A 25,071-nucleotide genomic window follows, 5' to 3' on the forward strand; every position below is an offset into this window, starting at 1 on the left:
AGGTGCCTGCGTATAGCATCTTAAAAACCAAACATTATAAGCATCATGGAAAAAGATAAAGAGAAGTACCTGAAAGCTTTAAAAGAAAACAAGGGAGAAATGGATGAAATAGCCTTAGGCGAGAAAATAGGCTTCAGCAAAGAACATACTGACAAGGTGATAGAGGCACTGCTGGCCGATGAGAAAATCGAATACCGTATGGCAGAAGGAGCCTGTAATTACAAAATTAAAGAATAGAAAAAACCAGTAGCTTTCCCTGCAACAGGTGCACGCTTGAAGAAGCCATTCCCTCTAGATTTGAATGTATATGATTGGAGCCATAGCAGGAGACATTATCGGCTCGGTGTATGAAGCTGACAACATTAAAAGCAAAGACTTCTTACTGTTTTCACCTGACGCTGTTTTTACAGATGACACGGTGCTGACGGTGGCCGTTGCAGATTGTGTCCTGAACAATAAAGCTTATGCCGGCACTTTGCAGGAGTATGGCAGAAAGTACCCGAATGCAGGGTACGGCGGTACCTTTATCTCTTGGATCTTTCGCCCCGACCCGCAGCCCTACAACAGTTGGGGCAACGGCTCGGCCATGCGGGTGAGTCCGATTGGCTTTGCCTATAACAGCCTGGACGAAGTACTGGCGCAGGCAAAGCGCAGTGCAGAAGTAACGCACAACCACCCCGAAGGTATAAAAGGGGCACAGGCAACGGCATCCGCTATCTTTCTGGCCAGAGAAGGCAACAGCAAACAGGAAATTAAAACCTACCTCTCCCGCACCTTCGGCTATGACCTTGATCGGAAACTGGACGAGATAAGGCCCATGTATACCTTTGACGTGAGTTGCCAGGGCTCTGTGCCGGAGGCCATCATTTCTTTCCTGGAGAGCACAGACTATGAGGATGCTATTAGAAATGCCGTCTCGCTTGGCGGCGACAGCGATACTATTGCCTGCATTGCAGGAGGCATTGCGCAGGCTTTTTATCAATCTGTTCCGGACAGTATTGTTGCTGAGGCGAAGGCGCGTTTGGATGCAGACCTGCTGAGGGTGGTGGAACAGTTTGAGAGAAAGTATCGCTAGGTCCAGGGGCTCAAACGCTGTACTGTTTTTCCTGCGTTCTGTTAAGCAGAACGAAACAAAGTCATTCCGGCTGCAGGATTGCTCCGAAGTATTTTACAATTTATGATTTTATTTTTGGCGCTGCGTTCTCAGCGCCAGTAGCGCCCCACTTTCTGGCGGGGCTTAGAATACCTGCTGATGAAGCCCCGGAGAGACAATACTCTGGTAAGTCTGAATCAGCTTTCAAGATTAAATTTTAGCATGCGAACCTATTACCTATTCCTTAAAGAAAACGCAGGCCCGGTATTTTTTGGCTGGCTTCTCACTTTTTTCTCAAGCTTCGGGCAGACGTTCTTTATCTCACTGTTTGTCCCGTTTATCCTGGACCAGTTTCACTTTTCAAAGTCGGTATTTGGCGGGTACTATGCTGTTGCCACCATTATTGCCTCCTTTTTCCTGTTACAGTTCGGCCACCGGGTAGATAGCCGCCCCCTCCGGCCCCTCACTATACAGACGATATTGTTGTTGCTCGCCTCTTCCATTATGCTGGGCCTGGCCATACACCCGGCGATGGTATTCATCGCACTGGTTGGCCTGCGGTTGGGCGGGCAGGGGTTTATGAGCCACATCAGCCTGAGTGTGATGTCCCGCTATTTTTCTGCTGACCGCGGAAAGGCACTGAGTATCTCTGCAATGGGCTATCCTGCAGCAGAAATGGTATTTCCGCTTGTTGCTGGCCTGCTCCTCTCCTACTGGAACTGGCATGTGGCCCTGATAATCACGGCCTCTTTCCTGCTTCTTATTTTCATCCCCATTCGGAAGCTTAACCTGGAGGCCCTGGATGTGCATGAGGAAAAGGAGGAGGTATCCGGCAAGGCAAAATGGGCCTACTTTAAGCAGCTTGTAACTGAAAAGCCATTCTGGGTACTGATTCCGCCGGTATTCGCCTATAGTTTTGTAGTAACAGGAATATTCTTTTTCCAGTATGTGCTGGCCAATGAAAAAGGTTGGCCCCTGGAGTGGTATGCGATGTGCTTCTCGGGCTATGCTGTTGTGCGCCTCCTGTTCCTGCTATACGGGGGTATATTAACAGATAAACTCTCTGCCAGTAAACTCTTCCCTTATTACCTGATGCCCTTCGTGCTCGGGCTGCTTGCCCTCGCCATTATCCCGGGTAAAATAGCGGCTTTGGTCTTCCTGCTATTTACTGGTGTATCAGCCGGCACGAGCAGCATCGTCACCTCGGCGGTGATAGCCGAGCTTTATGGTACCGATCGCGTGGGGCAGGTACGAAGCCTGTTCTCTATGATCATGGTTCTCAGCACGGCTCTGGCCCCGGTGGTAATTGGTTTCCTGCTTGATCAGGGCACCACTGTCAGCCAGATTGGCTTTGGTTGTGCGGCAGCGCTGGGGTTGGTAACAATCAACAGCTTCCGAATCAGGCTGCTTAAGAGGCAACAGGTCCCGGTTTAGGTAATAAACAGCTTTTAGCAGGCAGAAAGCCGGAGGTAACCTAAACAGAGGGGAATAGGTTTTACTAACATGGAGAAACAGCAAACACCAGCAGGCAAAATGAAAATAGCCGCCGTGGGCGACATTCACGTGCATGCGCATGACCAAGGTAAATGGACAGACTTCTTTAGCACGCGCACATCGACACACTGGAGGGAGAAACTTCTACGGGCGTGAAAGTATATAATGTTTCCAAGCCCGTACTACAGCACGCCGGCTATGAGACGCCTTTTTTCCTGCTGGAAGTATAGCCACTGCACAGTTTACAACTGAAAAAGTAAAGAATAGACCTAAAAACAAAAAGGAGGCATAACCTCCTTTTTGCAAATGATATGCTGATAGTGAATCAAGCAAAGCTCATCGTTTAATATTTGTCCGTAGCTCTTGCAAAAGTAGGCTCCAGTATGCTAACCTCGATAACGGAGTCTGCTTTGATGAGTTTGCGCTGGCTACTGTCACTCAGGTTTCTTAAGTGCAGCTTCTTACCCTGCTTGTGGTAGCGCTCCGTCAGCACGTTCACCGCCTCTATGGCCGACATGTCAGCTATTCTGCTTTCCTTGAAATCGATGATAACCTCCTCCGGGTCGTTGAGCACGTCAAATTTCTCTTCAAAAGCTGTTACAGAACCGAAGAACAGCGGCCCGAATAACTCATAGTGCTTCACGCCATGCTCATCCACGTACTTTCTTGCCCTGATGCGTCTGGCGCTTTCCCAGGCAAACACCAAAGCGGAGAGCACTACACCTATCAGCACGGCCAGGGCAAGGTTGTGCAGCAGCACTGTTACGGCTGCCACCAATATACCAATCAGCACATCGGTGGTAGGCATTTTCCCAATCATCTTAAAGCTCACCCACTCAAAGGTACCTACCGCCACCATAATCATCAGGCCTGCTAAGGCCGCCATAGGAATCCTTTCAATCAAGGGGCCGGCGAACATGATAAAAATCAACAGCGTGACCGCAGCTACGATACCTGCCAGCCTGGCCCTGGCACCAGATGATACGTTAATAAGGCTTTGCCCCAACATCGCACACCCGCCCATTCCAAAGAACAGACCGCTTAGGATATTGCCACCACCCTGCGCTAAGCACTCCCTGTTACCGTTTCCGCGGGTTTCTGTGATCTGGTCAACCAGGTTCAGCGTCAGCAGGCTTTCAATCAAACCTACCCCCGCCATAATAGCGGCATAAGGAAAGATGATGTTCAGCGTCTCCAGGGTAAATGGAACGGCTGGAATATGAAAAGGAGGAAAGCCACCACTAATAGAGGCTATATCCCCTACCGTTTTGGTGTCGATGTTAAAGCCGACCACAATGGCGAATACAACAAGAATTGCCACCAGCGACGAAGGCACTGCTTTGGTAAGCCGGGGCAGGAGCACCATAATAGCAATGGTCAGCCCCACCAGCCCAAGCAGGATATACAATGGTGTGCCTGTCACCCATGCCGGCTCTCCATTCACATAGTCCTGAACAGGTCAAGCTGAGACATGAAGATGATAATGGCCAGGCCGTTCACAAAGCCAAACATCACCGGGTGCGGCACCAGGCGGATCAGCTTCCCTAGTTTCAGCAAACCAACAATAACCTGTATAATACCAGCCAGGATAACGGTGGCAAACACATACTCAATCCCGTGGGTTTGTGCCAGCGCCACAATCACAACGGCAATGGCTCCAGTGGCTCCGGAGATCATCCCAGGCCTTCCGCCAAATAAGGCGGTCACCAGGCCCAATACAAAGGCGGCATAGAGGCCTACCAAAGGGGGCAAACCGGCAATCAGGGAGAAAGCCACTGCTTCGGGTATGAGTGCCAGTGCAACGGTTAAACCAGCTAAGATTTCGATTTTGTATTCAACCGTCGGACTGAAGCTGAAAATTTTCAGATGTTGTTTCATGATTTTGAGAAGAGATAAAAACTGATTTTTTTGGAGGCATAGCACATGTGAAAAACACCTGTGTAATGCTCTGCTTGATAAGAGATTTAAGAGAGAACCACTAAGTTCTCTGCTGTTTCGCTACATCATTTTTGGCAGCGAACGGAATAGGTAATAAGGGGATAATATTATGCGGCCTGGAAAAGGCAGCACAAATCTGAGTTCAAGAAGATCAGATAGAGGGAAGCAGCCTATGGCGTGGGATTGCCTGCTGCTTGTACCAGGCTAAATCAGTCTGGCGTATTGCTTGTATGTATAACTGCTGTTGTCATTACTGCTGTTGTCATTACTGCTGCAAAGGTAAAAGTATTTTTTCTAAGAAGCCAATCATAAAATAGAACATTTTACGTTATTACCTTTCAAACCCTCCAAATTAGTATCCGGCACTGCGTTCATTTCCTGTTACTTACCTGTAATTAATACAGCTTACTCGTAACCTATTTTGCTAAGTGCAGTTTAATGTGATTGGAAATGACTCTAAACAGCTATGTTTCTTACCTTCTTACACTCTACCCCCACTCCACCCTGAAGTAAGCTCACCTCCCGGTATGCTCCTTCCTGCTTGTGCCTTTTATAGCAATAACTGCAGCCGCATTTGTTGGCAGGTTCTTTTGCTGCATACCTTTCCCCAGCGTTTGACACAATAGTTTTGCGGCCGCGTCTGCTGCCGTATTTCCCGATTTGTCTTAAAAAAACCGCTTAGCTCGACAATTAGATTTGTCGAACCGGAGAATTATTCCCTGCATTTATTTTTAAATGAAGACTCATGGACGAGGATAGAGGTGTTGCGTTGCAACAGCTAAAGTTTTTAGGTGAGAACAGACCTGCTATTATGGAAGAATTTATAAAGCATGCACCAAAAGCCGGTTATGTTTTTGTCAGTGCCGACCATACGTTTGCTGCCGTTGAAAAGCCGCGCTTTATAAGGCGTGAAGTAAACAAAGAAGAATTCGTCGACTTTCTGGAGAAGTATTCCCAACCCGAGGAAAAGCCAACACTGCCGTTTTCAGATCAGGAAACGCAGTGGGTTTACTATGAAGTTTACTGGCAGCATAACCATAGTTCCTGGCATCTGAAAGAGACAGTAAAGGGCAGCTAACCTTTCGCCGGAAAATTAGATTCCAGTCACTTCCCCATTTACTTCCACTGCCTCCATCTACTGCCAGAAGACAAAATATGGCGCTTCCGGCACGATAAGCTATGAAACATGACTCTCAATAATAACAACAAGACATCCCGGGATTCAAACATCGAGCTGCTGCGGATTGTCTTAATGCTGATGATTATAGGCTTTCACCTGATTGTGCATGGCGCGCAAATGGGAGGCCCTATAGGGGATCATGTTATAACAGACAGCTCGTCGGTGGCTTATGTCTTTTTGAAGAGTTTTCTGATTATTGCCGTGAACTGCTTTGTTTTCATTTCCGGCTTTTACAGGATCAAGTTTAAAATCAAGACCCTTCTCAGCTTATTTTTTCAGGCTGTCTTTTACTCTGTTGCCATCAATCTGGCTGTTGACTTACTGTCTTTAGAGTACATTAGTTATAAAATGTACATTAAAGCCATGTTCGCTGCTTTTTCAGGCATCTGGTGGTTTTTAACTGCTTACCTGGGTTTATACCTGCTAAGCCCGCTTCTGAACAATGCCATCGACACCTTTAATAAGCACCAGTTTTTGTTCATCCTTATCAGTGTCACCCTCATTAACAGTGTTTCCGGGTTCATGTTTGGGGCAGGCCCCATAGTAGGCACCAACAGTGGTTTTTCACTGATAAGCTTTGTACATATCTACCTGATTGCCCAGTACATCAGCAAATACGTCAACCTGGATAAGCTGACAAAATACTCCCCTGCAGTGTATGTAGTCTCTTCGCTGACGGTGTTCCTGCTTGCTATTTTTAGTATCACCCAAATGAGCCAGACAGGTATTGGAAAGATATATGCCTATAACAACCCGCTGGTGCTGATTGCGGCAGTTTCCTTTTTCTTTTTCTTCAAAAACCTCCGGTTCAGAAGTAGCTTCGTCAACAGCATATCACCGTATGTGCTGGGCGTATACCTGTTTCATGATCACCCGCTCACCCGAAAATATCTTATCGAGAACCTGTTCAACCTGAGCCAGCATCGCTCTGTTTGGCTACACTTCTTCAGCCTGCTTCTTATTACAGTGCTGGTTTTCTTTGCAGGCTTTATCATTGATAAAATCCGGGAAATTATCCTGACTCCTGTTACCCAGCGTATCATTCAAAAATTTAACCTTGCAAGAGTAGAGCGGGTTTTTTCTATGAAACCAAGCTGACAATAAAACAGCTTTATCTGTATAAGAGATAAACAAATACTTTAAGCAGGAATGTTACTGCGAAAGCCAGAGGACACAAGAGCCTGATAAATACTGATTAGCAACACTTTAGTTAACCCTATACAGATTGTCGCGTAAAAAATATTGTAATAAAATTGTTTCACGTATAATCCTATCAACATGGCAATAATAAAAATTATAGAAGTAATCGCAAGTTCAGAGAAGAGCTTTGATGACGCAACCCGAAACGCACTCGCAGAGGCAGCTAAGTCTGTTCAAAATATAAAATCTATTTATATTAAAGAAATGAACGCAAATGTGACAAACAACCAGATTGTGTCCTATGGCGTGAATGCTAAGATTTCTTTTGAAGTAAACAAGTTAGACTAACTGAAAACAACCAGACATTTCATAAAAGGCAATCTTACGGTTGCCTTTTTACATACACTGTTATTTCGCCTGCACCAACCTTTTACCATAGCTCCTGCTCCTGTCGGCAGCACATGCCAAACAGCAACTTCCTATAGTGCCTTTTCCCTCCTGCTTTGTTTGCATCCTCTGTTTTTGTAATTTTATATCCTTATGTTTTGTTACGCATACAACAGCATTTCTACACAACCCTGACATGCTCATCCTTTTCCTGTACAAGCAGGGCTAGCAGGAAAGGTATTTACTAAATCTACTTTTTACCTGGTTTCCCGCAGACCAGAGAACACATACACCTGATGGTAACTGAAGAAATCCTTAAAAGAAGGACATTTGCGATTATTAGTCACCCCGATGCGGGCAAGACAACCCTTACAGAAAAGCTGCTCCTCTTCGGAGGCGCTATCAATACAGCGGGAGCTGTAAAAAGCAATAAGATAAACAAAACAGCCACCTCCGACTTCCTGGAGATAGAGAAACAACGGGGTATATCGGTTGCCACCTCCGTAATGGGTTTTGAGTATGCCGGCTATAAGGTAAACATCCTCGACACCCCCGGCCACCGCGACTTTGCCGAAGACACCTACCGCACCCTCTCTGCCGTTGATAGTGTGATACTGGTGGTAGACAGCGTAAAGGGCGTAGAGGAGCAAACCCGCAAACTAATGCAGGTGTGCCGCATGCGCAATACACCGGTTATCATCTTCATCAACAAAATGGACCGGGAGGGCCGCGACCCTTACGAGTTGCTGGACGAACTGGAGCAGGAACTGAACATACATGTGCGGCCGCTAAGCTGGCCCATTGGTATGGGAGCCCAGTTTAAGGGAGTATACAATATCTATGAAAAAGAACTCCGCCTCTTTTCGGTGAACAAAACCAAAATGGCAAAGGATGTTGTCGAAATAGAAAATATAGATGATGCACAGGTAGACCAGCTTGTGGGGCCCAAATTCGCCGCGCAGTTGCGGGAGGATGTGGAGTTTCTGGAGGGGTACTATGAGAACTTCGACCTGGACCTTTACAGGGAGGCTTACCTGGCACCGGTCTTTTTCGGAAGCGCCATCAACAACTTTGGTGTGGGTGAACTGCTCGATACCTTTGTGAAAGTTGCCCCTTACCCGCAGCCCCGCGAGGCATCGCAGCGCGAAGTGATGCCGGATGAGGATGCTTTCAGCGGCTTTATCTTTAAGATACACGCCAACCTGGACCCCAACCACCGCGACCGCATTGCTTTCTGCAGGGTATGTTCGGGCAAGTTTGAGCGGAATAAGTTTTACTACCACACACGCCTCGACAAGAAGCTTCGCTTCTCCAGCCCTACCAGCTTTATGGCCAACGAGAAAACCCTGCTGGAGGAAGCATGGCCCGGCGATGTAGTAGGCTTGTATGATACCGGTTCCTTTAAAATCGGCGACACGCTTACAGAAGGTGAGCTGCTGCATTACAAAGGCCTGCCGAGCTTTTCCCCTGAGATTTTCAAAGAAGTGATCAACAGAGATCCGTTTAAGACAAAGCAGTTGGAGAAAGGCATCCGGCAACTGACGGACGAGGGGGTGGCACAGCTTTTTGTGCAGCAGCCGGGTAGCCGCAAAATCATTGGCACAGTGGGCGAACTGCAGTTCGACGTAATCAAATTCCGCTTGCTGCAGGAGTATGGCGCTACCGCCGATTTGCACAACCTCAACTACTACAAAGCCTGCTGGATAACTTCAGAAGACAAGGAGGCGCTGGCTCGCTTTATATCGTTCAAAGGCAGCAGCATCGCCTACGACAAAGACGAAAACCCGGTATTTTTCGCCGATACCGCCTGGGTACTGCGGTCGGTGCAGGAGTCTTACCCTGCTCTGAAATTCCACTTTACATCAGACTTTAAACTCGATGCTGCAGCAGAAGTGTATTAAGTAACTGATACTGCATTTAAAGCAAAAAGCCTGTACCTCCTAATCGAGGTACAGGCTTTTTGCTTTAAAACTTCATCCGCTGAATCCTGACGGCGTTTAGAATAGCGAGCAAGGCTACGCCTACATCGGCAAATACGGCCTCCCACATAGAGGCAACGCCTACAGCGCCCAGGAGCAGTACGGCTGCCTTCACACCGAAAGCCATTCCGATGTTCTGCCACACAACCTGCTTCGTCTTTTTGCCCACAGAGATGGCCGTCGCAATTTTAGAAGGCTGGTCTGTTTGTATCACCACATCAGCTGTTTCAATGGCAGCGTCGGAACCTAAGCCCCCCATCGCTATACCCACATCCGAAAGCGTAATGACGGGGGCATCGTTAATACCGTCTCCCACAAAGGCCACTTTCTTTTGCTGTGCTTTCAACTCTTCTACCTTAGCTACTTTATCCTGAGGTAACAGGCCACCATAAGCTTCGTCTAACTGGAGCTCTTTCGCCACTTTCTGCACAATACTGTCTTTGTCGCCGGAAAGCATCACCAGGCGTTTGATGCCCAAACTACGTAGCGCCTTAACAGCAGCAGTTGCATCTGCCTTTATTTTATCAGCAATTACAAGGTGGCCGGCGTAGCTGCCATCTATGGCTACAAGCACTGTTGTATCTGGTATGGCATCGATGGATGTATCATAAGTCACCCCAAACTGGCGCAGCAGCTTTCCGTTTCCGGCCAGCACCTCGCGGCCATTTACCAGCCCCTTCACGCCATGGCCAGGCACTTCCTGCACCTGCGTTGCCTGTACTTCTGGCTTGCCTGCATACGCAGTTACAGCCTGCGCCACCGGGTGCGTAGAAAGGCTTTCCACGGCTGTTACATAGCTTAGAAACTCCTGCTCATCTGGGCACAGCGTACTTACTTTCTGCACCTCAAAAACACCTTCTGTCAGGGTTCCGGTTTTGTCCATCACCACGGTGTCCAGTTGCGTTACCTGGTCGAGGAAGTTAGCTCCCTTAAACAGAATACCATTACGCGAAGCAGCTCCAATACCTCCAAAGTAACCCAGCGGAATAGACACCACCAGAGCACAGGGGCAGGAGATGACCAGGAACACAAGGGCTCTGTAAAACCAGTCGCCGAACACGTAGGTGTCTACAAAAAAGTAAGGAAGCAACGTAATGCCCAGCGCCAGGAAAAACACAATAGGTGTATAAACCTTGGCAAAGCGGGTAATAAATTTCTGAGTTTTTGCCTTGCGCCCACTTGCCTGCTCAATCAGCTGCAGTATTTTAGACAGGGCGCTATCCTCGTAAGCAGCCGTCACCTGCAGGGTAGCCGCTGTGTTCAGGTTAATCATACCTGCCAGCACTTTATCGCCCTGCCGCTTTGTATCGGGCTTCGCTTCTCCGGTGAGTGCTGCTGTGTTAAAGGCAGCTGCGTCTGACTGCAGTTGTCCGTCCAGGGCTACTTTCTCCCCTGGCCGCACTAACATTGTTTCTCCTACTCTAACCTCTTTGGCAGGCACACTGGTCACTCCGCTTGCTGTCTGCAGGTTTACCATGTCCGGTCGGTTGTCAATAAGGTCCCGGATGGACCTTCTGGAGCGGATAACGGCTGCTTCCTGAAAGTGCTCTCCTACCACGTAGAACAGCATCACCGCCACACCCTCTGCATATTCACCTAAGTAAAAAGCGCCGAGCGTGGCCACCGTCATCAGCAGGAACTCATTGAAGAAGCTGCTTCGTGCGCTCCTGATGGCATGCCACACCACGCGCCAGCCCACCAGTACATAAGCCACCCCAAATGTCAGGAACCTGATTAGGCCCGTGAACCAGGCAACATCGAAATAATCCAAGGCAATACCCGTTACCAGGAGCACAAAACTCACGATAGTGGGCAGGTATGATTCCTTCGCCTCTTCCTGTGCCTCTTTCACCTGGCCGGAGGAGGCGGCACACGCCCCACCGGAGCAACAGCTGTCCATGTCCGGCCCCGGCGCCTCGGCTGTTCTGGGCGAGGTTATCTCTAATGGTTTGAATTCTGTTTCTATATCTGCTTTATTGTTCTTCATAAGTATATCTTCTTCCCGCTTGTCACCCTCTGTTAATTGTACGTATTCCTTTCCGCTTCCGCTACCAAGGCCTGTTTACATCATGCTGCAGAGAAAACAAGGGATTATGAATCTGCTTTCTATCTATAAACAAAGATACTCCTCTTCTCTGCGTGATTGGTTACACAATTCTAAATCAAAATTGCATATTTTACCGCCTGCTCTTAACTGCCCACGCATAGCCAATGCAAAAATACTGCCTTAACACGCTCATAAGCCAAGCGGAAATCATAGCAGCACGGTATCAGTTTTACCAAAACAAGGTTTTGTTCAACTCTTACTAAATTATACAAATAAAGGCCCTCCGTATAAACCTGTATAAATAGAGCATAAAACACTAAAAATTAGTTCAGCGGGTATACCTGGTCAACCACATCTTCTGGAAAAAGTAAAATAATACTTATACCCCTGTGGTAAACCCATCAGGCATAAAGCAAATTAGGAGTCCTATGAAACTGGGCTGCACTTGGTTTGTACTGATATTTTTGGGAAGATATTGAATTTAAAGAAGGGAAAATCAGGATGAAAAGCATACAACAAGTTATCATTTTACTAACCATGTTCTTTTTCTCCTGTGAGAAAGAGGAGCAGGAAACCACTACAGGAAACACTCAGGAACTGCCCGCTGCAGCTGTTCATGCCTTGCAAACGGAAGCAGATATAGATGTACTCCTGAACGAAATAGGCGATGACCGGGTGGTATTGTTGGGAGAAGCCACGCACGGCACTTCAGAATTTTATACCTGGCGCGCCGCAATAAGCAGGAGGCTCATAGAAGAAAAAGGCTTTTCTATAATCGCTGTGGAAGGCGACTGGACAGATGCCTATACGCTGAATAACCACATCAGCAGCAACAGCAATGCCGCTACAGCAGAAGAAGCACTCCTGCAAGGCTTTGACCGCTGGCCCACCTGGATGTGGGCGAATGAAGAAATAGCGGACCTGGCAGAATGGCTACAAGCGTATAATGCCGGAAGAGCCGCGGAGGCACAGGTTGGGTTTTATGGATTGGATGTATATGGCATGTGGGAGTCTTTAGACGAGGTAACAGAATACCTGGAGAACACAGACCCCGCCGCGGCTCAGACTGCACGTGAAGCAATAAGTTGTTTTGCCCCCTATAACCAAAACGAAAACGCCTATAGCAGTGCTACCCGCGCCTCGTCTGAAAACTGTGCCGATGAACTGGCCGCGCTGCTGGAAGCTGTGCAGAACAGGGTGGCAGCTGCGTCTCCCCGGGATGAAGCCGCTTTCAATGCTTTACAGAACGCCATGGTAGCCGTAAATGCAGAACGCTACTACCGCGCTGCCGCCGTGAGTAGTGCCCAGTCCTGGAACATCCGCGACGAGCACATGATGGGCACCATTGACCGGCTGCTGGAACAGCATGGCCCCGATGCTAAAATTATAGTCTGGGAACATAACACGCACGTAGGCGACGCGCGGGCTACCACTATGGCAGATAACGGCATGGTAAACGTAGGCCAGCTAACGCGGGAAGAGTACGGAGAAGAAGAAGTGTACATTGTTGGGTTTGGCACGTATAGCGGAACAGTGATGGCGGCCCAAAGCTGGGGAAGCGCCACACAGGTGATGAACGTGCCAGAGGCACAGTCCGGCAGTTGGGAATGGATGCTGCACAGGCACGGACCGTCAGACAAAATCATACTCCTGGATGAGCTCCGCCGGCAACAGCTATTTATGCAGCGGATTGGCCACCGGGCCATCGGGGTAACCTACAACCCGGGTGATGAAACAGGAAACTATGTTCCGTCTGTGCTGCCTGAGCGGTATAATGCCTTTATTTTTATAGACCAGACGGAGGCGCTGCATCCTTTGCAGTAGTGAATGCACTAGATGCTGAACATCTTCTTAAACATCCAAAGAACAGCGACTATGAGTAAATATGCCATTGCCATACACGCAGGCGCAGAAACTGTAAAGCCAGAGACGATAAGCCCTGAGAAGGAAAAACAATTCAGAGAGGGCCTGCAACAAGCGCTGCAGGCAGGGTATGACGTTCTGGAAGGAGGCGGCAGCGCCCTTGATGCCGTGGAGGCAGCCGTAAGAAGCATGGAAGATTTCCCGCTCTTTAATGCTGGCCGGGGTGCCAACCTGAACGAACAGGGAGAAACTGCCTTCGATGCGGCCATCATGGATGGAAAAAACCTGAAAGCCGGTGCTGTCTGCAGCATACACTATGTTAAATACCCTATTACCCTGGCCCGTGCCATCATGCAGGAAAGCAAGCATGTGCTGTTGTCGGGAGAAGGAGCCGAAGCCTTTGCCTTGAGCCAGGGGCTCGAGATGGAGGCGCCGGAATACTTTGTTACTGAGGAGAGAACAAAAAAGTGGAAAGACAAACTGGAGGAACAGCTGACTGGCCAGCATGACACTGTAGGCGCTGTAGCCGTAGACAAGGCCGGCAATGTGGCGGCAGCCACCTCTACAGGAGGACTCTCGTTTCAGCACAAAGGGCGGGTGGGCGACAGCCCGATAATTGGTGGCGGCACATATGCGCACAACTCCTACTGCGCCGTTAGCTGCACGGGGGAAGGCGAGCCTATCATGAAGGGTGTGCTGGCGCATGAGGTATATGCGCAGGTTAAATACGCCGGGAACTCATTGCAGCATGCCTGTGAGGAGGCAATCAAAGTAGATGACGATAAGCTGCAGGGCGATAAAGGCATCATTGCGGTATCCCCCACCGGAGAAGTTGCCATCGCCTTTAACACGAACCAGATGAAACGCGCCTATCGTATACAAGGTGGGGAGTCTGTCGTGGCTGTCTGGAAAGACGACACTGACTAAAAAGCAGTTACACCCTCAGGAAAGAGAACATGGTGCAAACATGAGTAAACTGACCACATCCACCTATAAAAGAGAAGCTACGTTTACCAGCAGCATCGCTTTTCTCCCGGCTGTTATCTCTACAGCCTTTCTTCTTCTGGCGGTGGGCAGCTTATATTTCGAGTCGCTGCCCCTTGCGTTGGCTATAGAGCGGAGACTGCCCTCCCTGCTGGTACCACAAGAAGATAATGCCCGGCTCATACTGAGCACCATTGCTAGCGGCATTATCTCCTTAACCGTGTTCAGCTTCTCGATGGTAATGATTGTGCTGAGCCAGGCTTCAAGTAACCAGTCTCCCCGGGTAATTCCAGGTTTAACAACGGTAAAATATCACCAGGTGGTGCTTGGCTTTTATATTGGCACCATCATCTATACCTTGCTCCTGCTGCTCAACTTCAAAACGGAGAACGGAGGAGGAGAGGACGATGTACCAGCCATTGCAATTTTACTGGCAATGACATTCGCGGTTGTCTGTCTCGTGCTGTTCGTGTACTTTATCCATTCTATTTCAAAGGCAATACAGGTTGATAACATCATAAACAGTGTCTTCAGGAAAGCAAAAAATGCGTTGTCCCGTGAAAATGAGTTGGCTAACAGAACCAAAAGTTCAGAAGTAGAACAAGTCAGGGCGCTTACCTATACCTTGAAAAACGACGGAAATGGCTACTTAAAGCGCATACAACTAACAGAACTGAAGCAACTTGCTAAGGAGCACGATCTGCAGCTGGAAATACTAGTGGAAGTAGGGGCGTTTACAGTGGAAGGTACGCCCCTGATGCGCCTTTCATCTGACCCAAAGGAGCATGCAGAACTTACACAGCAGTTGCAGGACTGCTTTGACCTGAGCGAAGAAGAGGTAATAATGGAGGACTATGAGCAGGGAGTCAAGCAGATCTCAGAGGTGGCTGTTAAGGCGCTAAGTCCGGGCATCAACGACCCGGGCACCGCCCTGAAAGCGATTGACTTCCTGACACTCCTGTTCATTTACCGGGTACAGAGCGAAGAACGGAACTGCCTGCTCGATGCGGAAAACAACCTGCGGGTAATTGAGAAAAAAATTACGCTGGATGAGTTACTGCACCGTTACCTGAGCCCTATCAGAACGTATGGGAAAGGTGATTTGCAAATAAATATTCGCCTCTTAAGGTGCTTATATAACCTGCTTCACCAGAGCCCCTACAATGCGCATGAAGAGGTAATCGCGAAACACGCCCTCGCAGTGGTATACGATGCAGACAAAAACATCGAGAACCTCATAGACAGAGGCCGGCTGAATGAAGCAATAACAACCTTCAATGCTATTGCCCCGCCCCGCTACCAGCTTCACTTGTTAGATGTAGAAGATGTTTTTTGTTGATTGAATTATGTAAGTCACATGTCCTCGTACGGACAGGTTGCTACCAGCCCGAACGTAAAATTATAATAAGAGCACAACTGTTGCCGGCTCAGATAATGCGTCAGGAAGGTTAAGGATTTACCGTTTTCGAACATACCCTTTTATCAGCTGCAAAACTCCTGAGTGAGCAGCAAAGGGGTGATGGTCTCCTAACCTGATGACCTTAAAACCTAAGCGCTGCCAAATTGCCTCATTCTCTCTGTCCGTTACCTCCAGCTCCTGCCAGCTCCCATGGCCATACGTGGGCATCCATACTGTTTTATCCTGCTCTCCCCTTATCTCCACGAGCGCGTTGTTATAGGACGCAAAATACCATTGCCGCAGCCGTTCTTTCTCGTCGTCCACGTAAATCAGCGGGAGAGGATTGCGGATAACCTCAAAGCCAAGCCGCTCCAAAACTTCCGCAATATTATCAAATACCTCCGGCGTGGCCAGTTCTGTGGTGGCGTTACCCAACAACTCCGAAGCCACCTGCGGGTCGCCGACCAACACCCGGTACCTGCCGTCTCCGTTCCGGCCTGCCAGCGTCAGAAATAAGTTCAGGTAAGACGTGGGCTGGGAGGTTCCTTCCTTGTTCCGCTGGTAAATTATTTCTGTCCATTTTTCTCCGTCTCTATAGAATTCCCTTTTCCTCTCTGACGGTATTTGCAAGGCACTGCCAACAAAGAACAAAGCCCTTTCCTGGTCGAGGTACCGCTGGAATGGCTCTATAAGCGCCTTGCCGGCAGAAAGTGTTTTGGTTTGCGGCACCAGTTCGTTTAAATCCAGGAAGGTATCTACGGCATGGTCAGCACCCAATAGGAAGAAATTATCCCCGACAAGAATGTTTCCGCTTTCAAAATAGAGTGGCACTTTAATACGCTCCCACCCAAAGTGCCTGCTGGCATGGTAGCAAACGTATTCATCAGCAGCTTTCCGGTTCGTGTGGGGCTGCACCATGTATACTTTTTCATCTTTTGCATCCACCACCATTGTATACTCATCTTCCGACCATGCGGCTTTTTCGTATTGCGCCGGAACAGTATAGATAGTGGCACGTGCCAGCAGATTATGTTCTTCCAGCCATTCCTGTAAAATACCTTCCACAGAAGCCTGTATCATGATGTAAAGCTTTGTATCAGCGGGCAGCTTCAGGAGCAGATCCTGGTTTGCCTTCCACAGCGGGTTGTCCTGCCCCTGCAGCGCAAATGCCGGCATGTTTAGCACAAGCGCATCCAGCGCACCATCTGCGCTGGGTATCAGGCAAGGGTCTGAAGGCAGCGTCATATACTCCTGCAGAACGCTTATTGCTACACAATGCCGGCGAAACTCGTTCTGATTCAGATCCGGCGTGGCACTTTCTGCCAACCTCGCTATTTTAGGATAATGCCTCGTTTTCACCTGCTCTTCTAAATGCTGCATATTATTCCTCCCTTCACTTAAAACTACTTTCTCCTGCCACAAGACCTTTTCTTCCGGCCCAAAACCACAACACAATAAGTATCACCTCCCCCACCGCATCCAGCAGGTACACATCCCAGATAACATCGGATAAGGCATAATAAACATCGATGCCTGTCAGGCCCGCCGCACTGGCAATACCCAGCCATTTTATCTCCTGCGTTACCTGTTTCCGTAAACCAGCCGCTAACAGCACACCACCTATCACTGTAATGAGCACGCTCACTGTGTACAGCAGCCAGATATCCTCTTTCGGACCTGTTACCCAAAGGAAGCTGCGCAAATGCACGAAAGGCCACACACCGGTTAAAAACCAATAGGCTCCCTGTATAATAGCAACTAAACTCAGGTCAGGTCTCATGAATGATGTTTGTGGGGCTTTAAGCTTCTATTTTAAGCGTGTAACTGGTCGAAGGTAGGGATGGTGTAGCACTCGTCCTTAGATAACAGGTGTACCCTCATGTCCCGGACAGTAAAGGCCTCCCCTGTACCAATCTCGTGAATATTGGTGTCTGTAATCCCCATTCCGTCTACCACCGTTATGAGTCCGCTCCCTATTACCCGTATATGCTTCCCCTCTGTTACATAAATAGCAGTGTCCGACTCCAGGCCTATGCCAATACAACCCGGGTTTGTAGCGATGCATTGCGACATGCGCACGATACGGCCCCGCTCGATAAAGTGCGTATCAATAGCAATGTTCTTGAGGAACTCCAGGCCTGTTGTAATCCGGACATCTCCTTTGATGTACCCTTCCTTCGTTTCCCCTTCATAAATCATAGGAGTAGACATGGCCGTTGCACCGGCACTTGTGCCTGCAATGATGATATCCTCATCGTAGGTAAACCGCTCTTTCATGAGTTCCAGCACAGATGTGCCACCCAGAATAGAGGTTAACCGCAGCTGATCGCCCCCTGGGAACATAATGCCCGCTGCCCGCTCTACTATATCACAGAATTCTTTGTTTCTTGCATCAGGGCGTTTCCTTATATCAATCACCTCTATGTTCTTTACACCCAGCTCCTGAAACACTTCCCTATAATCCTGGGCAATCTCCGCGGGCACAGTAGAGGCTGTAGGCACGATGGCTATCATGGGATTCTCTCCTTTTAGCTCACTTACCAGGAATTGCAGGATTTCCTTTTTCTCAAAGTTCACATTCCGTGACTGCTCCTCCGTCAGCTCCTTTTTGCCCTTGTCCTCGTGCCCGCCAATAGCGAGCAGGCGTCCTTTTGGCACCGGAGCCTCTTGTTTATCCTTATGTCGGTCTGATACTTTCTTCTTTGCCACAGTCTCAGTATATTAAGTAGGTTGTCATCTTATTAAATTAATCATCAAGGTTTTTGATAGCTTACTACGTGGGCTGAGACACTATTTTTATTCGTTGGTTTTCGGGTGAAGTTTGCCCAACCCTCCCGCCTGGATTGCTGCGGCACCCACATCATCTCCATCTCTACTTTTTCCACCTCCTCTCCGGCCTCCTGCAGCACCAATTCTACCTTCACGGCCTCTGCGGTTATGGCCCCATCATTATGCACCAGCACATGGTACCGGTTCGGCTGCTGCGGAGTAGGTTCCGGCTGTACCTCCACCCGTATCTCCGGCGAGGAAGGCGTATAGGTATAGGCCTGGTACCCCAGGTAACCTATAACAGTAGTCACCAGCAACAGGCTTAGCCAGAACACCGCCCACTCCAGCAGGTTTTTCTGGTCTTTTACCTCCTGTTGCTTCTTATGATTACCGTTGTCATCCATCTAAATTTATTTTATGAGCAGCCGCCCAGCTGAGGCGCCCAGTGTTGCAATTACACCCAGCGTAATACACTGGGAAAAGGCAATCCAAAAGCTCATATTATCAAAGCGCCCAAAAAACCACAGGGCAAAGGCTGAGGCGGTAAGGGCCACTAGGTAAGAGAGGCAGGCATCGAAGGCTACATCAAACACCAAAACTCCGGATAACCTGACAGGGGTGCCTTTAAAGTCACTAAAATAGATAACGATAACACTTAGCGCCAACGACAGGATGGCCATAAACAGAATCTGAATCGGCTTTGCCTCCACCGCAATCAGGAGCACTTCCTCTGTAGGGGCCACGTTACCTCCAACCAGTATAGCGCCACAAATAGACAACACAACGGCTGCCATAGTGCCTGTCGCCCCTTTTTCATCTTTCTCAGGGCTGTCATAGCCTTTGTCGGGCCTTTGCGGGTCCCCTTGCCTGCCTATGCCCAATTGCGCCGTACCCACAGACACTCCAATCGACACAGCCATCGCCTCTATCACAACCTTGCCCATTATTTCCTGGACAGACATGCCGTCGAAATCAATCCGGCCCAGCATCAGCAGCATCAAAAAGGACAGGGAAAAACCTATTCCCATCTCCTCCACAGAATCCACGAAGACGCTGCGCCACGACACATCGGGGCGCATGCCGGCAAAACGGTTGTAGCCCAGTAGCAGCAGGTATGTTACCACTATCAGCACGATAAGGTCCAGGGAGGTGACGATAAAGCCGGACCACCACACCTCCATTGTGTACAGCAACGGAAAGCTGAACAGCAAACCACCGGCTATACCGCGCGCATACTCTTTCAGCGACTGCGATATCGGCCTGTTCATGCTGGTCTGCTGTTGCTTTTGCTCCATTTGCCTTAATCTGTCTTTGTTCTTACCCCGCAAACGTTATCGTAAGTCCTGGTATAGCAATAACTGCTTCTCTCAGCCAAAAAATTGCACAAATAAGTCTTACAACCGTATTTTCGTTACCAAGGAATAAGGTGTGTGGATTTACGTTGGCCGGTTTCAAGAGTTAAATATTGTGTACAATATCAGTACTTACACCTATCAAGCACACGGTTAAATACTGAATTTAGCTCTATATCCTTCCTTAGTATGGCAACTCTTACTCTCAGCTCAAAGCATATTACACAGCCAATAAAATGAAAGAAGCCTGCAATATGCAGGCTTCTTTCATTTGAACACAAGAACATCTAATACTTGCAGAACGTGTTAAAACTAAACTTAATTGAACTAAAACTATATACTATGAAAAACTATTTACTATGAGATCTGTTGAGCTCCTGGTCTATTCAATATTTTTATATAATTAGGTAAGGCTAAGGCTCGTTGCCCGCGTCTGGTGCCTGAGAGTGCTCGTTTGCTTTCCCATAGTTATAGAGAATAAAATCACTATATGAAGAAGCGCCAGTTTTCTTGTCAGACTTGTTTTCATCCATGGCCACTCCATGAGACTTGGGAGCGTAACCACCGCCAGACTTATGCATGCTTTCATCAACCTTGATGAAACCTGTTCTCTTTAAGGGTGGGCACATCTGATTCCCGTCATGCGCCATCAGGTTCTTATTTCCATTTACTGCATGCTTTTCTGCGCTACTGTAAATAATGCTTGTTAGGTTTATCTTTGATGTGCTCATAAAGTTTCCTCTTTTGTTGAGCGGGTGCATCGATGCTGCCAGATGCTGTTTCGTGCTGCAACACGTTACAGGAAGGGTGGTTCTGAAGAGAACGATATGTTTAGCAAGACGTAAGGAGGGCCATCCTCAGCACCCGTTTAAGTTTGGCCGCTCCTTAGTCTTGTAAAAACATAGCATTTTAAAAACTAATGCGTCAGATTAATGGCGCTGCTTTTAATTGCTTTATTTGTCTAAATTTACGGCTTATCTGCCTTCGGGTCAAGCACACCAGGCGTTATTAAGTATTTCCGCTTTCAAAATACCGTAATAACGCAGCCTTCCTGCGTAGCTGTTTTTAATTCCTGCTATTTATACCATTCTATTTTTAGCAAAACCTTAAAATGGAGCCAGCACCCCAATATGGCCTCTGCTTCCCTCCAACGCAGGCTGGAAGAGTAGCCAAACTGTATACAGCAATTGGAAAGGGTAAATGAGGTACTGGCGCAACACCTCCATCAGAACCGCCTGCTTCAGAACTATATCCCACAAACACGCCAGATCCGTAGGCGCGAAAGAACTCTCTCACATCAGGCAATGAACACATTGTTGCGCTGGGGCTATCATTAGCCGATGTTTACTTTGCGCAGCAGCCAATTGGTATGGTAAAGAAAAGGTGCAAAGAGATACGTAGGCATACCGTATAAAGTGGTAGTTTAATTGTATTAGTAACCAATAGTATCGCTTAAGGAAGCCATAACAGAAAGAAGGCCGTATAGACTGGAAACGGCTGTTATTAAGTGCACAGATACTTTTGGTTGGTTAAGCTATCTGATAAGTCACTGCCAGTATAGGAAGAAGTCCTGTACCTGGAACAGACCTAAAAAAGCTAAGAATGATGTGGATGCTGATAAATGGGTGCTTGAGGCAGTCTACATCATATAGCTATTATAGAAGGGCCTTTATTCTTCAACTTAAGTTGGGAGTGAAGGCCCTCTTTTTTGTGCTTTCTGTACGATAAGACTCCCTTTTTAACGCATGCCAGGGTGATGTTTGGCTCAACAAAAGTAAGATGTGAAAAGGCTCATTTTAAGTTTCGCAGCCTGCACGGCGAAACTTAAAATGAGCCTTTTCAGGTTTGCCTCCTTCACTAGTTCAAAGGGGAGTAAAAATTTGCTCTTAGGAGTCGATACTGATATAGCCGTTCTGGATGGCGTACTTAACGAGGTTAGCCGTGTTTTTGGCATTGGTTTTTTCAAGTATGTTTTGCCGGTGCGTTTCGATGGTGCGCTTACTTGTAAACAGTTTATCAGCTATCTCTGCATTGGTGAATCCCTCAGCAATCAAGCCCAATACCTCTAATTCGCGCTTGGACAGCACGTTGCCGCCGCGGCTTGGCTTATCTGAATCCTCTTCGGGAGTCGACGATTTGTGAAGGAACTTAATGGCTAAATCTGCACACATAAACTGGCTGCCGTTCGCAACTAACTTAATGGCTGATCGGAGTTCGGCTTTACCTGTGTTCTTCAGAATATACCCTGCCGCACCATTCTCCATCATTTTTTGAACAAATGGCTCGCTGTTCAGCATCGAGAGCGCCAACACTTTTGTATCGGGGAAGCGCTCGGCTACCTGCTTTGTCGCTTCGTAGCCATCCATTACAGGCATGTTAATGTCCATTAGCACTACATCCGCAGGTGTGTGCTCCAGCAAATCCAATAATTCCTTACCATTTGAAGCCTCTCCTACCACAACTGTTTCTTCATCGTCTTCTAATAAAGACCTTAGCCCCTCTCTGATAATATTATGGTCATCTGTCAGTACTACTCTTATCAAATTGTTCTCTCCCATTTTAAATTCTCCTGTTGAAGCTCTATAAAACTCTTTTATACTTTTACTAAAAATAGTTCAGGCGTAAAACATTCTGATTCCTATTTATAGTTTGATGCTTCTTCTGAACCGTGCCCTTACAAACTCTATACGTATGCTCCGTAGTTCCCGTACACTTTTTATGCAAACATTTAAATGATTTATGGTAATATATACCTACTACTCCAGTACGCACTAATCCCGTAGGTTTTTTAGCCATCAGGCCCACTGCCTTACCCTGAGGCGGCTGCGGTTTCAAACAAAATAAGCTGGTAAAGTAAAGAGCGGCATCAGGGCTCAAGAGACAGCACCACCTTTATTTTTGAACCCGTGTTTTCTTTGCTCATAATATCCAGTTGCCCGTTCAGCAATTTAACCCAGTTTGTAATGCTGTAGAGCCCAATGCCCTGCCTTAATCTGTCTTCCTGTTTAAATCCGTTTCCGTTATCGCTGACGCAGATCACTAGTTTGTCATTCTTCTGCTCTATCTCAATCTCTGCTTCGGTGGCGTTGGCGTGCTTCAGCACGTTATTTATCAGTTCCTGTGTAATACGGTAGGTAACCAGCTCCACATTTTCCTCCAGTTGCGTGCTCACCTCGTACGTGGCAAGCGAAATTGTAAGCCCCGCCTTCGAGAGCTTCTCACAAAGCTCCCCCAGCGCTATTTTCAGCCCGAAATCTTTTAATATGGCAGGAGTTAGTTCGTAAGAGAGGTTGCGGGTACTGTCTATGGCTTCCGCTAAAAGCTGATCTATATGCTGCCTTATTCTATAATTTTTATCCTGTACTATATCCTCTATTTCCAGCTGATTTACATACAGCCTGATGCCATACAGCAGCTGGCCCAGGCCGTTGTGCATCGCTTCTGCTATGCGTTTACGTTCATCCTCCTGCGCCTCGAGTATGGCATTCACGACCATCTTTTGCTGCAACAGGTTCTGGGCAATAGCTTTATCTTTGTTCTTCAGGCTTTCCGTTATGTCGTGCACCACAATAATGCCGCCTATAAGCTCCCCCTTCTGATCAAAATTAGGGACAACTTTAGCATCATAGTAGCCCTCGCGGTTCATGAAAGGAATGTTACGCAGTTGGGTATGTTCTCCGTTCAGGGCTCTGTCAATCTTCTCTGCCAGTTCCGAATGCGCTAATGCAGGAAACACCTCCCTGAACTTTCTCCCGATAACTTCCTCACGTTTGATTCCTGTAAATAGCTCGACCGTTCTGTTCCATGCGGTGTAGGCACCATCTTTATCAAAAGCACTGATGCCGTCTGTTGCGTGCTCAATAATGCTATCTTTAAATTCTTTCTCCAGCCGTGCCACCCGTTCAGCTTCTTTTCTTTCTGCTATTTCCTGCCGCAGGACAATGTTTGCCTGCTCAAGGGCCAGGGCCGTCAGCTTCTGCTCATTTATATCGGCAAAAGTCATGACTAAACCATCCTCCAGCTTCACAGCCACCAATTGGTACCAGGCCGGTCGGTGATCATAGCCATAGTACAGTGTTTCATACAAGACCTCACCGGTATCTACTGTCCTGATGCACTTGTCCAGCAATCCTGACTCTTTAAAACTAGGTAGTACCTCGAGTAATGTCATGCTCTGTAGTTGCTCTGCTGTTTGCTGCAGCATCGCCTGTGCCTGCCTGTTCACATGCAGAAAACTGAAATCAACTATCCTTTTTTCCTGGTCTCTGATAGCCCTTATAGCCCCGATACCGCTGGTTGAACTATTCAGGACAGCGTTTAACAGATTCTCCTTCTCTTTAACATCCGTTATTTCCCGGCTTATGTTCAGCACTGTTTTTACACGCCCGGACGCGTCTAACTCGGGAACCGAAATGGAGTAATAGTGCTTTCTTCCTGCTGGCGAATTCAGGGAGACATATCTTGTTTTTTGTTGTCCAGTCTCAAACACATGTCTAAAGCTCGCCATAGCGAATCTGGCAAATTCCTCAGGCAACCCCAATTCAGCGTATGTCTTGCCCAGCAATTGACCGGGGCTAAGCCCGAGTTTCTTTTGCGCACTGCTATTCGCAAAAATAAAGCGCAGTTCATGGTCGAAGCGGGAGATCGCATCGGGGGTGTTTTCTACAAGCGACCGCCATTTCTCCTCGCTTTCTTTCAGCGCCGTTTCTGCCAGTTTTCGTTCCTCTACCTCCCTCAGCAGCCGCTGGTGGCTTCCATGCAACGCCAGGTTTTTCTGCTTTACCTCCGCTTCCGCCTGCCTCAGAGAGGTAATATCCTGTGCAGTACCTATCAGGCGGGCGCTCTTACCGGCCTCCGTCACAAAACGCCCGATGTTATGGATATAGCGTGATTCCCCGCAAGGCAGCACATAATGCATCGTAAAAGCATAGTTTTCCCTGTTTTGCAACGCATGGTGTATGATACGCTCCACCCTTTCCCGATCCGTTGGGTGCGTGTGGCTGACAATACCGCTGAAGTTCAGGGCTGCATCTCCGGGCTGGTAGCCGTGGATGTAGTACATCTCATCCGTCCACTCCATTTCATCGGCTTCTATATCATAGCTGAAGCTTCCGATGCTGGCAATAGACTGCGTTTCGCGGAGTAGCATCTCGCTACACAGCAGTTTTTTTTCTGCAACATTCTGTAGCTGCTTATTCTCACGCCCATTTGCCTCTGCCACACGGTTCCGCCTCACCCTTTCAGCCGATTCTCTGGCAGTTTCAGTTCTATTACCAGCTCCTGATTTACTCATTTTAAATTTCCGTTAAAGCAGATAAATAGAAGCAGGCTAGCCAGCGACCACTACCACACTACACATTTAGACAAAAGCAATGTTCAGTTACTTTTCCTCAGCCTGCATCTTTATACCCCCTATAAAGTTACGCGTATTAAGAACAAGCTATTG

General features: G+C 48.0%; 20 protein-coding genes and 1 pseudogene. 11 read left to right on the forward strand and 10 right to left on the reverse strand.

Features of this window, described 5'->3' with window-relative positions:
* Positions 1-45 precede the first annotated feature (45 nt).
* The 4 genes from DXT99_RS11540 (at position 46) to DXT99_RS27020 (ending at position 2,743) form a co-directional block, all read left to right on the forward strand.
* Positions 46-237: a hypothetical protein gene (locus DXT99_RS11540; RefSeq protein ID WP_115565714.1), complete on the forward strand. Its 192-nt coding sequence runs from the start codon at positions 46-48 to the stop codon at positions 235-237.
* A gap of 70 nt (positions 238-307) precedes the next feature.
* The gene (locus DXT99_RS11545) at positions 308-1,075 is read left to right on the forward strand and encodes an ADP-ribosylglycohydrolase family protein (protein WP_115565835.1); all 768 of its coding nucleotides are present in this window, start codon (positions 308-310) and stop codon (positions 1,073-1,075) included.
* Positions 1,076-1,315: 240 nt separating this feature from the next.
* Positions 1,316-2,527 (forward strand): MFS transporter, encoded by a 1,212-nt coding sequence (locus DXT99_RS11550; protein ID WP_181885103.1) that lies wholly within the window; start codon positions 1,316-1,318, stop codon positions 2,525-2,527.
* A 69-nt stretch (positions 2,528-2,596) separates the two neighbouring features.
* Positions 2,597-2,743 (forward strand): hypothetical protein, encoded by a 147-nt coding sequence (locus tag DXT99_RS27020; protein WP_181885104.1) that lies wholly within the window; start codon positions 2,597-2,599, stop codon positions 2,741-2,743.
* Positions 2,744-2,930: 187 nt separating this feature from the next.
* Here the strand turns inward: DXT99_RS27020 and DXT99_RS11560 are convergent.
* Positions 2,931-4,465: pseudogene (locus tag DXT99_RS11560) on the reverse strand (SulP family inorganic anion transporter).
* Between the two features lie 805 nt (positions 4,466-5,270).
* Between DXT99_RS11560 and DXT99_RS11565 the strand changes: the two are divergent.
* From DXT99_RS11565 to DXT99_RS11580, 4 genes are all read left to right on the forward strand, one after another.
* A complete protein-coding gene (locus DXT99_RS11565) occupies positions 5,271-5,603 on the forward strand; it encodes a hypothetical protein (protein WP_115565716.1) in 333 nt (110 codons plus the stop codon).
* A 108-nt stretch (positions 5,604-5,711) separates the two neighbouring features.
* Positions 5,712-6,803 (forward strand): acyltransferase family protein, encoded by a 1,092-nt coding sequence (locus tag DXT99_RS11570; RefSeq protein WP_115565717.1) that lies wholly within the window; start codon positions 5,712-5,714, stop codon positions 6,801-6,803.
* A gap of 180 nt (positions 6,804-6,983) precedes the next feature.
* Entirely contained in the window at positions 6,984-7,193 is a 210-nt protein-coding gene (locus DXT99_RS11575) for a dodecin family protein (RefSeq protein ID WP_115565718.1), read from the forward strand.
* Positions 7,194-7,528: 335 nt separating this feature from the next.
* Complete coding sequence (locus DXT99_RS11580; RefSeq protein ID WP_246000663.1) at positions 7,529-9,133, forward strand: peptide chain release factor 3; 1,605 nt, start codon at positions 7,529-7,531, stop codon at positions 9,131-9,133.
* Between the two features lie 64 nt (positions 9,134-9,197).
* On the opposite strand, the gene DXT99_RS11585 is transcribed toward DXT99_RS11580, so the two are convergent.
* Complete coding sequence (locus tag DXT99_RS11585) at positions 9,198-11,198, reverse strand: heavy metal translocating P-type ATPase (RefSeq protein WP_115565720.1); 2,001 nt, start codon at positions 11,196-11,198, stop codon at positions 9,198-9,200.
* 561 nt (positions 11,199-11,759) lie between these two features.
* Between DXT99_RS11585 and DXT99_RS11590 the strand changes: the two genes are divergently transcribed.
* Genes DXT99_RS11590 through DXT99_RS11600 form a run of 3 tightly spaced genes read left to right on the forward strand, consistent with a single transcriptional unit; the run spans position 11,760 to position 15,444 of the window.
* Positions 11,760-13,082, forward strand: a complete 1,323-nt coding sequence (locus DXT99_RS11590; RefSeq protein WP_246000664.1) for an erythromycin esterase family protein — start codon at positions 11,760-11,762, stop codon at positions 13,080-13,082.
* Positions 13,083-13,133: 51 nt separating this feature from the next.
* Entirely contained in the window at positions 13,134-14,048 is a 915-nt protein-coding gene (locus DXT99_RS11595; RefSeq protein WP_115565722.1) for an isoaspartyl peptidase/L-asparaginase family protein, read from the forward strand.
* Positions 14,049-14,088: 40 nt separating this feature from the next.
* The gene (locus DXT99_RS11600) at positions 14,089-15,444 is read left to right on the forward strand and encodes a DUF2254 domain-containing protein (RefSeq protein ID WP_115565723.1); all 1,356 of its coding nucleotides are present in this window, start codon (positions 14,089-14,091) and stop codon (positions 15,442-15,444) included.
* Positions 15,445-15,561: 117 nt separating this feature from the next.
* Here the strand turns inward: DXT99_RS11600 and DXT99_RS11605 are convergent, their stop codons facing one another.
* The 8 genes from DXT99_RS11605 to DXT99_RS11640 form a co-directional block, all read right to left on the reverse strand.
* Complete coding sequence (locus tag DXT99_RS11605; RefSeq protein WP_115565724.1) at positions 15,562-16,884, reverse strand: hypothetical protein; 1,323 nt, start codon at positions 16,882-16,884, stop codon at positions 15,562-15,564.
* Between the two features lie 13 nt (positions 16,885-16,897).
* Positions 16,898-17,284, reverse strand: coding sequence for a hypothetical protein (locus DXT99_RS11610; RefSeq protein ID WP_115565725.1), 387 nt, complete (start codon positions 17,282-17,284; stop codon positions 16,898-16,900).
* Between the two features lie 32 nt (positions 17,285-17,316).
* Entirely contained in the window at positions 17,317-18,213 is an 897-nt protein-coding gene (locus tag DXT99_RS11615; protein ID WP_115565726.1) for a cyanophycinase, read from the reverse strand.
* 44 nt (positions 18,214-18,257) lie between these two features.
* Complete coding sequence (locus DXT99_RS11620; protein ID WP_115565727.1) at positions 18,258-18,677, reverse strand: ATP-dependent Clp protease adaptor ClpS; 420 nt, start codon at positions 18,675-18,677, stop codon at positions 18,258-18,260.
* Positions 18,678-18,683: 6 nt separating this feature from the next.
* Positions 18,684-19,568, reverse strand: coding sequence for a TIGR02587 family membrane protein (locus DXT99_RS11625; protein ID WP_115565728.1), 885 nt, complete (start codon positions 19,566-19,568; stop codon positions 18,684-18,686).
* A 470-nt stretch (positions 19,569-20,038) separates the two neighbouring features.
* A complete protein-coding gene (locus tag DXT99_RS11630; RefSeq protein WP_147294206.1) occupies positions 20,039-20,356 on the reverse strand; it encodes a hypothetical protein in 318 nt (105 codons plus the stop codon).
* A gap of 1,155 nt (positions 20,357-21,511) precedes the next feature.
* Positions 21,512-22,183, reverse strand: coding sequence for a response regulator transcription factor (locus DXT99_RS11635; RefSeq protein ID WP_115565730.1), 672 nt, complete (start codon positions 22,181-22,183; stop codon positions 21,512-21,514).
* Positions 22,184-22,491: 308 nt separating this feature from the next.
* Positions 22,492-24,918, reverse strand: a complete 2,427-nt coding sequence (locus DXT99_RS11640; RefSeq protein ID WP_115565731.1) for a PAS domain-containing sensor histidine kinase — start codon at positions 24,916-24,918, stop codon at positions 22,492-22,494.
* Positions 24,919-25,071 lie beyond the last annotated feature (153 nt).

This window comes from Pontibacter diazotrophicus (assembly GCF_003367245.1).
GTDB classification, from domain to species: Bacteria; Bacteroidota; Bacteroidia; order Cytophagales; family Hymenobacteraceae; genus Pontibacter; species Pontibacter diazotrophicus.

Bases quoted from the DNA above. Each gene is read 5' to 3' on its own strand.
- DXT99_RS11540 (WP_115565714.1), top strand. From the start codon at position 46: ATGGAAAAAGATAAAGAGAAGTACCTGAAAGCTTTAAAAGAAAACAAG.
- DXT99_RS11545 (WP_115565835.1), top strand. From the start codon at position 308: ATGATTGGAGCCATAGCAGGAGACATTATCGGCTCGGTGTATGAAGCT.
- DXT99_RS11550 (WP_181885103.1), top strand. From the start codon at position 1,316: ATGCGAACCTATTACCTATTCCTTAAAGAAAACGCAGGCCCGGTATTT.
- DXT99_RS27020 (WP_181885104.1), top strand. From the start codon at position 2,597: ATGGAGAAACAGCAAACACCAGCAGGCAAAATGAAAATAGCCGCCGTG.
- DXT99_RS11565 (WP_115565716.1), top strand. From the start codon at position 5,271: ATGGACGAGGATAGAGGTGTTGCGTTGCAACAGCTAAAGTTTTTAGGT.
- DXT99_RS11570 (WP_115565717.1), top strand. From the start codon at position 5,712: ATGACTCTCAATAATAACAACAAGACATCCCGGGATTCAAACATCGAG.
- DXT99_RS11575 (WP_115565718.1), top strand. From the start codon at position 6,984: ATGGCAATAATAAAAATTATAGAAGTAATCGCAAGTTCAGAGAAGAGC.
- DXT99_RS11580 (WP_246000663.1), top strand. From the start codon at position 7,529: ATGGTAACTGAAGAAATCCTTAAAAGAAGGACATTTGCGATTATTAGT.
- DXT99_RS11585 (WP_115565720.1), bottom strand. From the start codon at position 11,198: ATGAAGAACAATAAAGCAGATATAGAAACAGAATTCAAACCATTAGAG.
- DXT99_RS11590 (WP_246000664.1), top strand. From the start codon at position 11,760: ATGAAAAGCATACAACAAGTTATCATTTTACTAACCATGTTCTTTTTC.
- DXT99_RS11595 (WP_115565722.1), top strand. From the start codon at position 13,134: ATGAGTAAATATGCCATTGCCATACACGCAGGCGCAGAAACTGTAAAG.
- DXT99_RS11600 (WP_115565723.1), top strand. From the start codon at position 14,089: ATGAGTAAACTGACCACATCCACCTATAAAAGAGAAGCTACGTTTACC.
- DXT99_RS11605 (WP_115565724.1), bottom strand. From the start codon at position 16,884: ATGCAGCATTTAGAAGAGCAGGTGAAAACGAGGCATTATCCTAAAATA.
- DXT99_RS11610 (WP_115565725.1), bottom strand. From the start codon at position 17,284: ATGAGACCTGACCTGAGTTTAGTTGCTATTATACAGGGAGCCTATTGG.
- DXT99_RS11620 (WP_115565727.1), bottom strand. From the start codon at position 18,677: ATGGATGACAACGGTAATCATAAGAAGCAACAGGAGGTAAAAGACCAG.
- DXT99_RS11625 (WP_115565728.1), bottom strand. From the start codon at position 19,568: ATGGAGCAAAAGCAACAGCAGACCAGCATGAACAGGCCGATATCGCAG.
- DXT99_RS11630 (WP_147294206.1), bottom strand. From the start codon at position 20,356: ATGAGCACATCAAAGATAAACCTAACAAGCATTATTTACAGTAGCGCA.
- DXT99_RS11635 (WP_115565730.1), bottom strand. From the start codon at position 22,183: ATGGGAGAGAACAATTTGATAAGAGTAGTACTGACAGATGACCATAAT.
- DXT99_RS11640 (WP_115565731.1), bottom strand. From the start codon at position 24,918: ATGAGTAAATCAGGAGCTGGTAATAGAACTGAAACTGCCAGAGAATCG.